At 46.9% G+C, this 10000-nt stretch carries 7 protein-coding genes and 1 pseudogene; 2 read left to right on the forward strand and 6 right to left on the reverse strand.

Features of this window, described 5'->3' with window-relative positions; all coding sequences use genetic code 11:
- Positions 1 to 1565 (forward strand): annotated as a pseudogene (locus LDL40_RS06465) (glycosyl transferase family 51); the annotation flags it as partial.
- 62 nt (positions 1566 to 1627) lie between these two features.
- On the opposite strand, the gene LDL40_RS06470 reads toward LDL40_RS06465, so the two are convergent.
- The 5 genes from LDL40_RS06470 to LDL40_RS06490 form a co-directional block, all read right to left on the reverse strand.
- A complete protein-coding gene (locus LDL40_RS06470; protein ID WP_300994383.1) occupies positions 1628 to 4051 on the reverse strand; it encodes a bifunctional diguanylate cyclase/phosphodiesterase in 2424 nt (807 codons plus the stop codon).
- 5 nt (positions 4052 to 4056) lie between these two features.
- The gene (locus tag LDL40_RS06475) at positions 4057 to 5256 is read right to left on the reverse strand and encodes a hypothetical protein (RefSeq protein WP_300994384.1); all 1200 of its coding nucleotides are present in this window, start codon (positions 5254 to 5256) and stop codon (positions 4057 to 4059) included.
- Positions 5216 to 5629: a hypothetical protein gene (locus LDL40_RS06480; RefSeq protein WP_300994386.1), complete on the reverse strand. Its 414-nt coding sequence runs from the start codon at positions 5627 to 5629 to the stop codon at positions 5216 to 5218. Before LDL40_RS06480 ends, LDL40_RS06475 begins: the two co-directional genes overlap by 41 nt.
- A gap of 195 nt (positions 5630 to 5824) precedes the next feature.
- Complete coding sequence (locus LDL40_RS06485; protein ID WP_300994387.1) at positions 5825 to 7609, reverse strand: choice-of-anchor I family protein; 1785 nt, start codon at positions 7607 to 7609, stop codon at positions 5825 to 5827.
- Positions 7610 to 7737: 128 nt separating this feature from the next.
- Positions 7738 to 8376, reverse strand: coding sequence for an NAD(P)-dependent oxidoreductase (locus LDL40_RS06490; RefSeq protein WP_300994389.1), 639 nt, complete (start codon positions 8374 to 8376; stop codon positions 7738 to 7740).
- A gap of 108 nt (positions 8377 to 8484) precedes the next feature.
- Here LDL40_RS06490 and LDL40_RS06495 point away from each other — a divergent pair, with 108 nt between their 5' ends.
- Positions 8485 to 9393, forward strand: a complete 909-nt coding sequence (locus LDL40_RS06495) for a LysR family transcriptional regulator (protein WP_300994391.1) — start codon at positions 8485 to 8487, stop codon at positions 9391 to 9393.
- A gap of 145 nt (positions 9394 to 9538) precedes the next feature.
- On the opposite strand, the gene LDL40_RS06500 is transcribed toward LDL40_RS06495, so the two are convergent.
- Positions 9539 to 10000 (reverse strand): ABC transporter substrate-binding protein (locus tag LDL40_RS06500; protein WP_300994393.1); only part of this gene is annotated, 462 nt, incomplete at its 5' end.

A 10000-nucleotide genomic window follows, 5' to 3' on the forward strand; every position in this document is an offset into this window, starting at 1 on the left:
TTGATTTAAATGAAGGCAGCAAACTGGAATTAGGCTCAACTGCCAAATTGAGGGTGCTGACCACTTATCTGGAGATCATCGCCGAGTTGCATGATTCTTTTATTGATGAACTGCCGGAAAATCTACTGAATCTGGAGATAGCACCAAACGACAATTTAACCCGTTGGGCCGCTACTTATATGGCGCATACCGCCGATCGTGATTTAACGAAAATGCTGGAAGCGGCCCTGCAGCGCACCTACTCTGCCTCACCCGCTGAACGGTTTTTTACCGGTGGTGGCTTACAGGTCTTTAATAACTTCCAGAAAAAAGAGGACATCAAGGTTCCTACAGTACTGGAGTCATTAAAAGAGTCTATTAACCTGCCCTTTGTGCGAATTATGCGGGATATAGTGGCCTACAGCAGCAGCTATCAGACAGCGGGCAGCACGTCGTTACTGCTGAAAAATGATAAAGACCCGCGTCGCGAAGACTATTTACGTCGTTTTGCCGATAAAGAAGGCAGCTCTTTCCTGCAACGTTTCTGGCGTAAATACCAGAAGAAAACCGAAGAAGACCGTCTGACTACCTTTTTTGAAGGTTTAAAGCAGACTCCGGATCGACTGGCCGCAGTCCACAGATATTTATTACCGGATTCAGACTTTGCTAACTTCAGTGCATTTTTACAGCAACGTCTACCGGACGAAAATCTGACCGTCAAAGACATAGACGAGCTGTATAACAAATACGGTCCGGGTAAATTCAGCCTGATGGATCAGGGCTATATAGCCAAAGTGCACCCGTTGGAACTTTGGTTATTAAGCTTTATGCATAAGAATCCTCAAGCGACTTTCAAAGAGGCGGTTGATGCCTCAGCAGAACAGCGCCAGCAGGTGTATCGCTGGTTATTTAAAACCTCTAACCGCAGCGCACGTGATACCCGTATTCGTATTATGCTGGAGGTGGAAGCCTTCCTTGATATTCATCAGCGCTGGAAAAAACTGGGGTACGCCTTTGATCACCTGGTGCCATCGCTGGGCACCGCATTGGGTAGCTCAGGCGACAGACCGGCAGCCCTGGCTGAGCTGATAGGCATTATCCAGAATGACGGTATGTTGCTGCCAACAGTTCGGGTAGATCAGCTGCACTTTGCCGCCAATACGCCATATGAAGTCAAGTTAAAGTACCAGCCTTACGAAGCCAAAAGGGTGATGAAACCTGAAGTAGCCAGAGCATTACGTTTTGCTTTGTCTGAAGTGGCGAATGATGGTACTGCACGACGTTTGAAGGGAGCTTTCACTCAAGCAGACGGTTCGCCATTAGTGATAGGTGGAAAGACTGGTACTGGTGATAACAAAATGGCCACTCAGGTGATACGGGGCCGGACTGTTCAAGCCACTACCGTTAACCGTACTGCTACATTTGTATTTTATCTGGGTGAGAACCACTTTGGTACTCTGACAGCTTTTGTGCCAGGTAAAGCGGCTGAGGACTTTAGTTTTACTTCAGCCTTACCACTGCAGGTACTCAAAGGAATGGCACCTATCCTGAATCCTTACATTCAGCAAGGCCAGCTGTGCCGCTAAAACAAATCCGGGTCAGAGTCACGTTAAATCCGTAGTTTAATGTGACTCTGCCCCTGATTCATTTAACCTGCTTTATGCCCGCGCCAAATGCCTTTTGGGAAATGCTCTTCTAAAAAGCCCGCCAATTCGGCTTGCGGAATAGGTCTGGCGATCAAATAACCTTGTGCTATATCACAGCCCTGCTGACGCAATAGCTCTAGTTGCTCACGCGTCTCCACTCCTTCAGCTACAACCTGTAGTTGCAGTTTTTGCACCATAGCTATAGTGGAAGCGATAATCTGAAAGTCCGCGGCATTTTCCAACATACCGGACAAGAAACTCTTGTCGATTTTAATACAATCCATCGGCATCTTTTTCAGATAACTCAGGGACGAGTAGCCGGTACCAAAGTCATCAATAGCAAAATGAATACCCATAGCTTTGATTTGCGACATGATATTCAGCATGGTTTCAATACTTTGTACTAGTGTCCGTTCTGTCAGTTCTAATTCAAAGTAACAGCCCTGCAGTTCATACTTATCCAGCAGCAATTTTAGTGTTGGAATTAATTCAGGGTCGACAAACTGTTCTGCCGACAAATTAATAGCGATGCGGAAATGATGCCAACCGCTGTGTAATAAGCTGAGACATTGCTGCATACATTGTTCAATAATCCAGTAGCCTAAAGGCACTATTTGCCTGGACTGCTCTAATACCGGAATAAATTCATCTGGGGGCACCATACCACGCACCGGATGACGCCAGCGGATCAACGCTTCGAAGCCATACAATTGACCTGTAGCTATGGTCATCTGAGGCTGGAAATTTATACTGAACTGATTCAGCGTCAAAGCTTCTTTTAAATCTTGCTCCAGCAACACCCTTTGCTGCACGCGCTGATACATGTCCAGGTTGTAGGCCTGAGCACCATTGCCGCCATTGAGTTTAACTTCATGCATGGCCAGATCAGCCTGACGTATTAAGTCGTCCGACAGAACCGGATTGGCCGCACTGATGGTTAAGCCAATACTGGCAGTCATCACAAAATTCTGCTGCTCTATACTCAGTGGCTGCTGTATGCGTTGCAATACCTGGCTGGCCAGGCGAAATGGCGTGTCCATATCAGTCAATTGAGGCAGCACAAACACAAACTCATCACCACCAAAACGACAGAGCAAATCGTTTGCCCTGCAGCAGTCCTTTAAACGCAAAGCCACCAGTTTTAATAACTTATCGCCCTGTGCATGCCCCAGACTGTCATTTACCCGCTTAAAGTCATCCAGATCGACAAAAAGCACCGCCAGAAACTTCTTCTCTGCTGTCAGGCTGCTCAGCATACGCTCCAACTGATACTGCAGCATATTGCGGTTTGGTAAAGTGGTCAGCAGATCATACATAGCGACTTTTTCCAGTTCGTTGGTATGTTGTTCCACTTTATGGTTAAGCAATTCAAGCTCAACACTAAGTTCGTCCGCCGCCTGACGTAATAAATCGACTTCATCAGGCCACATACTGGGCTGGAAATGACTTTGCTGGCGAAAACCGGCATATTGTTTTTGCGATAATAAAGGCAAAGCTTTGCTCAGTTTTTTTAATCTCAGACTGATACGTCTCATAATGAGATACACCAGCAGCACCATGCAGCCAAAAAGAATGCCGGAGGTCACCAGCAACTGACGGCGATACCCGTTATTTGTGGCGACAAAATCGCTGATATTGTCTACAACCGTCAGATAGACGCCCTGACTTTGCATCTCAAAAGCCGAGATCAGGTAATGCTGACCGCTGTCCTCCAACTCAAGACCTTGGCTCAAGGCCAGATCGGCCTGTAAATCCGATACTTTCAGCAATAGAGCTTTTAGCAATTCAGGATTGGAACTGGATATAAGTTCACGGGAGGTTTTACCAGGTATTGCCCTGCTCGCCCTGATCAAAGCGACGTCTGAGTTTAAGCTCTGGTGCAGAGCCGACAAAATATCAACCAAAGTGGTAGTCACAGTCATCACAGCGACTTCACCTGTACTATTTAAGACAGGCAAACTCAATTGCTTCACGCAATACTGCACGCATAAATTTAATGTCAGCGGGCTTTGTTGGGTCAGTACTTTTTGTACCAGAGCGGGAGAAAAATAAGCGGTCTGCTGGGCACTGCTATACAAAAGTTGCATCTTACTGTCGTGTAACCAAATCTGTTCAATATTCAGATGCAGCTGCATATTGTCGCTTTGTTCGGCTAAACGTTGCACAAAAGCAGAAAAATCAGCTTGCTGGCTTAACTGCACCAAGTCTGAAAAGCTTTCCAGCCATACCCTAAGTTGCTGTTCAATAATGGTGTTTTGCTGCAGATATTGCTGTAGAGCTGATTCCCGTTTTAATTGCTGCTGGCGATCAAACTCTTCGCTCATTCGCATCAAACCCAGGCTGGTTTGCAGCACCGTCATACAAAGCAGAGCGCTGACCGTCGCCAGCAAAATTTTCCAGGGTAAACTAAAGACAAAAGGCCGCATCTATGTCAGAACCAATACATCAGTTGCATCGCCCACATTTGCCAGTACTCGGACTTGTTGTACTGCAGATCAGGCAGCACAGGATAAGCCAGACGAGCTGTACCTTTAACCCAATGATGTTCCATGGTTAAGCGAAGATTATCTTTGAAATCATAAGTTAAGCCTAAGGTTAACTCATCCTGATAACCAAAATAAGCCGGCACTAAACCACCAGTGCTTTCAGAGAATTTACGGCCGCTGCGATCATCTTTATCTAAATCGAATAAATCGACACTAAGCAAAGCCCAGGTGCGGGGCAACAAATTGTAGCGGCCCTGCACATACCAGCCCTGACTGAAACTATCGCGCTTAAATCCAGGCGCATAAAAATCACTGATATCCAGCCGCTCCTGTACCCATTCACTGCTCAGTTCCCAGTATTCAGCCGCATAACGCCCATTAAACATGACCCTTTGTACTGTCATAGCTCCGTCAAAGTAGTAATCCAGCTCGGCTTTGTCATAGCTAAAATCAGAATCGAGTAAAGAAACTCCCACCTGCCAGGCAGACTGATCCGGGCGCCAGAACAGGCTGGCTTGATGCACATAGTCTTGCTCAGCGTCGCCTTGCGCCAGAGTACTCAGCAGGATCTGACTCTGCTCTTTACTTAAATTGGTCGCCCCCCAACTCCAGTTCAATTCAATTTCACCCAGACTGGTGTTGCGGGTTACTTTAAAAGCCAAACCATCACTGCCCACGGCAATATCACGGAAAGAATCAAAATACACAGATTGTGGCAGCACTATGGCATTGCGGGTAAAAGGCACATCACGGGTCGCTGAATAAAGCCAGTGCTGGTTTTTAAAGCGGCCTAAAAACATGTCCAGCCGCCAGTTAAAATCACTGTGTAAGGTCCAGTCCAAAAACAAGTAATCCAGTCTGGTCCCTTTGGTATAACGACGACCTCCATCCAGATAGACAACCTGGCCGGCCAGCCGCAGATTATCAGACAATACCCAGGACATATTGACACCCAAATCTGTCAGCTCAGCGGAAATGCTGTCATCCAGATTCACAAAGTTGGTTTCAGGCGCCTGAATAAGGCCCTGTGAAATAAAACCATGCCATTGCACTTCGTCTGCCTGCAGCTGTAATGAACAGCCCAGTAGCAGTAAAAGGCATAGCTTACTGCGTGATACGAATGACTTTAAGGGTGGATAGTTCATCTGGATTCTCAATATAACCTATGGCACCTGCAGTACTGGCTACCATTTCACGCATTTGTTGCTCAGAACTCAACACCACTGGCGCTGAGCCTAAGCCTGAATAAGTAATCTTTTGCCAGATCCTGTCCAGCTGGTAGGGAAACATCTGTAGTTTTTCTTTAGCAAAAGTCTGATGCACCTGATTTTTTGCTGGCAGCACAAAAACTCTGACCGCTGTGCCATCAGGCCATTTTTGTTGCCGCATAGAATAGATACCACGCAACTGATTGACTGTCAGTTGGTCCATGGGCACAGCAGGATGAGTTATCACTTCTGTGGCGAAAGCAGTAGATGCCCAAAGCACAGAACCAGCAATAACTAGCTTGGTTTTCACGTCGTTAATATTCCTCAGGAAAGCATATTTAATGCAGCTACAGCGGTGAACTGATAAAGCAGCATCAAGCTCAGGTCGTCCGGGCTCAGTATAGTAGCAGTGGCAAGAATTGTATTGTAGCTGGGGAAAAAAAAGCTGTGTTTTCAGTAAAATGAGAACGGAGAGGAGATTTACTTCCTCTCCGTGAGCGCCGCATTAATAGCGTGGACTTACCTCAAATACGGTAAGGCTACCACTGACTTCATTGGCCATTAATACTAAGGCCTGACCCGTAGCACTGTCAGCTGCAGGGACAAAGACCAGACTTTCAGGCCCTAAGTCACCCGCCTGTTGGTAATCACCACTGACTGCCGCAGGCACCATGTCATCATCAATTTCGTATACGGCATCAAAGTTACGATTGTGGAAGTAATCTACAAACTTGGTGTCATATGGGTTAGTTATATCGTAAACAAAAATGCCGCTTAAGCGCTCAGTCGCGATAAAAGCATAGGTTTTGTCGCCAACCTGACCAATAGTGACAGCTTCTGGTTCAGGACCTTTATCATCAGAACGGCTGTCGCCTTCCACTACGGTGTGGTTGGTATTAAACAGCTCCGCATGCACACCTGAACTGATACGTTCAAAGTCAGAGCCACTGTCAAAGACCTGATTACCATTCTGATCCCAGATACTAAAAGAGCGGGCACCATAGGCATAAAGCGCATCGTATTCACCCTGCGCATTTAAACCCATAGCTTTAGATACATTCAGGCGACCTAAGCCATTGGCATCGTAAAATCCTGCCTGCAACGCTGTTAAGTCTGCTGAACGTTTTAAGCTACTGACTCTGCCTTCTTCACTGTAGCCATCCCAGTCGCGGGCGTCACCTTCGTTTGCACTAAGAATAAAAGTCGCACCTTTCCAGTTATAACTGGCAAGTGTATCAGGCTGATACATGCCATAAACACCAGGATAAGTACTGAGTTTTACACCGTCTCTGTTGCTGACATCCACTGCATTTTTTGCCTGGCTATAATCTTTAAATCCCAGGGCTACCACCTTAGTGATTTGCTTTTTCGCTAAATCCACTATGGCTAATGCGTTATTCTCCTGCAGTGACACAAAGGCTTTTTTGCTGTCGCTGCTGACCGTAATGTATTCAGGCTCTAAGTCCTGCGCTACTGTAGTACCAGTCGGAGCAGCAAACTTCACGCCCTGAGCCGCTAGTTTAGCCTGATCCGCATTAAACAGATTAAAGCCCATCAGAGTGGCCTGATCCGCTGCAACTCCGCCAGTCATTGCGATCATACCGACTGAACCTTCAGGATCGACACTGTAATCTGATTCCGGCTCACCTTCATTGGCAACGAGCAACATGCTGCCATCCGGAGTGAAAGTGACCATATCAGGCAAAGCGCCTACTTTTACCGCTTTAACAAATACTGGTGTTGCAGCACTGATATCATAAAACAGCACTGCGCCCGCAGATGATTTCACATCATTCTCCGCAGCCACTGCCAACAAATTACCGGAAATCGCAATAGAGTTAGCAAAACCCAGATTTAAGCTTTCATCCGTACCTGCGGCATTTTTTACCATTACAGTAGCAGGCATAACCAATGGCGTACTGGTCAGGTTATTGGCGGTGATTGCATCAGTCAGCGCGGTACTTTTAATGCCGGAGGCGTCCAGAATCTCAACTCTGTTTGCTGCACCATTCACCACAAAAATGCGTTTAGATGCTTTGTGATACTGAGTGATCTCTGCTGCGCCAGCGCCGTAAGTCCCAGTGACAAAACGAGCAACAGCCTTGGTACTGATGCCAGTTTGCGCGTTTTGACCAGGAGTACCGGGAACACCAGGAGTACCAGGCTGGCCCACAGCACCGCCAGGACCTGCTGGTCCAGCCGCGCCATCATCACCATCCAGAGTACAACCGGATAAAGCTAAAGCTAAGGCTGACGCCACTAAAGTTAGACGTAACACAGAGAATTTCATTTTCGGTAAAGTCCTGTTTTATATGAAAAATCAGGAATTACCCTAAAGTCGTGTTATGACACTTTAGTGACGAACTTATGAAAACTTAATGAAAAAGGGGCAATCAACCCCCCCTTGCGATGACTGACTTAATAAGCGACACAAAAACGCTGGTTCTGGTGGCGTGGCTGCTCAGCTTCATCCAGCATAGCAAGCGCATAATCAGCGGTTGAAATACGACTTTGGCCCTGTGCATCAGTCAGTAATTGATCCTTGCCCAGCCTGAAGATCCCGGTTTTTTCCGCTGGAAAAATTTCGGCGGCAGGAGACAAATAACTCCAATTTTGCTGCTGTTGTGCTTTAAGCAGTAACAACGCCTGATAAGCACCTTGCGCCGATCCCAGATAAGCGGCCGGGAAATCCGGGCTAGTGAGCAACATCTGGCCTGGCGCGTATTCCAGCGAGGCTGCGCCGCCTACCACCAGCAAACGAGGCACTTTAGCTTCAATGCTGGCCGCTAAAATGGATTTGAAGCCTTGAATATAATAGGCTGCCACATCTGCCTCTTTGTGACCACTGAAAGCGCTGATCACCAGATCTGCGCCCTCAAGCGCCAAAGCCAGAGCCGCGGTATCCATCACATCCACTTTAACGCCAGTTAAACCTTCTGTCTGTGTCAGACGCTCAGGTCTGCTAACTAGAGCCCTGACCTGATGCCCACGTTCTAATGCTTCCGTGGTCAAAGCTGAACCAATAAAACCAGAGGCCCCAATAATTGCGATATGCATAACTTAATCTCCGTCTGAGTGAATAGGCTTTATTATCCTCAGACTTATTGATTAGAAAAATACACCAATACATAATTCACTGTTATCAATCAAACAACAATAGCTATCATGCAACTGCAAAATATTGATTTAAATGCGATACCGGTTTTTCTGGTTTTAGCTCAGGAGCGCAGCTTTACTGCAGCGGCAGAACGGCTTGGCTGCACAAAAACCAAAGTCAGCCTGCAAATCAAAGCTCTGGAATCCAGTCTGGCGGTTGCGCTGTTCCGCCGTACCACCCGACTGGTCAGTCTGACTCAGGCTGGCGAACAGCTGTACCAGCACTGTCTGCCGCTGCTGCAACAGCTAAGTCAGCATTTGATCGAAGCTCAAAGCTCAGAGCAAAACTTAACTGGCACTTTAGTGATCAGTGCACCGGAGGATTATGCTCAGCAGGTGCTGATACCAGCATTGCTGGCTTTCCGTCAGCGGCACCCGGCTTTGGCGTTCGAATTAAAAAGCAGCGATCAGATCAAAGATTTAGTCAAAGAGGGGATAGATTTATCCATCAGAGCGGGCTGGTTAAGGGACTCAAGCCAAAAAGCTATCTCTTTGGGCAGCTTTGAGCAATGGTTGGTGGCCTCCCCCACTTACCTGCAACATCATGGTTTACCACAGCATCCAACTGAATTGTCGCAGCACCATTTTATTTGCTTTACGTTGCTGCCTTCAGCTTTGCACTGGAGTTTTAGTAAAGGAGAGGAACGACTGCAGGTACAGATGCGAAGCCAGATAAAAACCGGCTCGACAGCTTCTGTTACCGCTCTGGTCAAAACCGGAGCTGGCCTTGGAGTCCTGCCTGATTACACAGCCAGAACTTTGATCAAAAGCGGCGAATTGGTACAAGTATTACCGGAGTGGCAACTTGCCAAAGGCGGAATTTACGCGGTATATCCGCCGGGTTCGTTCCGGCCTGCCCGTGTCAGGATTTTTGTCGAATTTCTGCAACTGTGGCTAGCCGGCAGTGGTTTTGAATAAAAAAGGGCCCATTAAGGGCCCTGAAATCACCAGGAACAGTGATGCATGCAACAAGTTTAAGCCAACTAAGAATGACGGCCTCACTTTTCAAAACTATGACAAGTCAGCGAATCTTTGATGAAAACCACAGAAAAGAATTTCAACTTCAATGTTTTACTAAAGCCTGTTGGATGTGGTATTTGCTGAGCAGTTGCTGCCATTTTGGATCTGACGACATCTTTGCCACTGCACTCTGTAAAAACTGATATAACCTGGGGTCGTTGTTACTTAGCATAAATCGTCGCAATATCACTTCATGAGGAGTGGACGCCACATAAAAATAACGGGCTTGTTCACCCTGATTGAATTTATAAGACAATGTAGAGGAGCTGATGATCGTAAAGTCACCCCGGCCTAACCTCAGCATATCCAACACATAATCTTCCTGCAGTGTATCTACTCTTTTCAATATGCCGGCCGCAACGGCCTGATCTAAAGCTTTGTACCTGTATCCCTGAGAACCAATAAAAGTTTTACCTGTTAAGTCCGCTAAATCTGTTGCCATAAAAGGTTTTTCTGCAGCAGAGACAAACATATCCTGGTCATGTAGAAAAGGCTCCGTAAACAA

This window comes from Rheinheimera sp., from assembly GCF_020217005.1.
In the GTDB taxonomy this organism is placed as follows: Bacteria; Pseudomonadota; Gammaproteobacteria; order Enterobacterales; family Alteromonadaceae; genus Pararheinheimera.

What these genes read in the sequence shown, in the direction of transcription:
- LDL40_RS06490 (WP_300994389.1), bottom strand. Translation starts at nt 8,376, where the DNA reads ATGCATATCGCAATTATTGGGGCCTCTGGTTTTATTGGTTCAGCTTTG.
- LDL40_RS06485 (WP_300994387.1), bottom strand. Translation starts at nt 7,609, where the DNA reads ATGAAATTCTCTGTGTTACGTCTAACTTTAGTGGCGTCAGCCTTAGCT.
- LDL40_RS06495 (WP_300994391.1), top strand. Translation starts at nt 8,485, where the DNA reads ATGCAACTGCAAAATATTGATTTAAATGCGATACCGGTTTTTCTGGTT.
- LDL40_RS06475 (WP_300994384.1), bottom strand. Translation starts at nt 5,256, where the DNA reads ATGAACTATCCACCCTTAAAGTCATTCGTATCACGCAGTAAGCTATGC.
- LDL40_RS06470 (WP_300994383.1), bottom strand. Translation starts at nt 4,051, where the DNA reads ATGCGGCCTTTTGTCTTTAGTTTACCCTGGAAAATTTTGCTGGCGACG.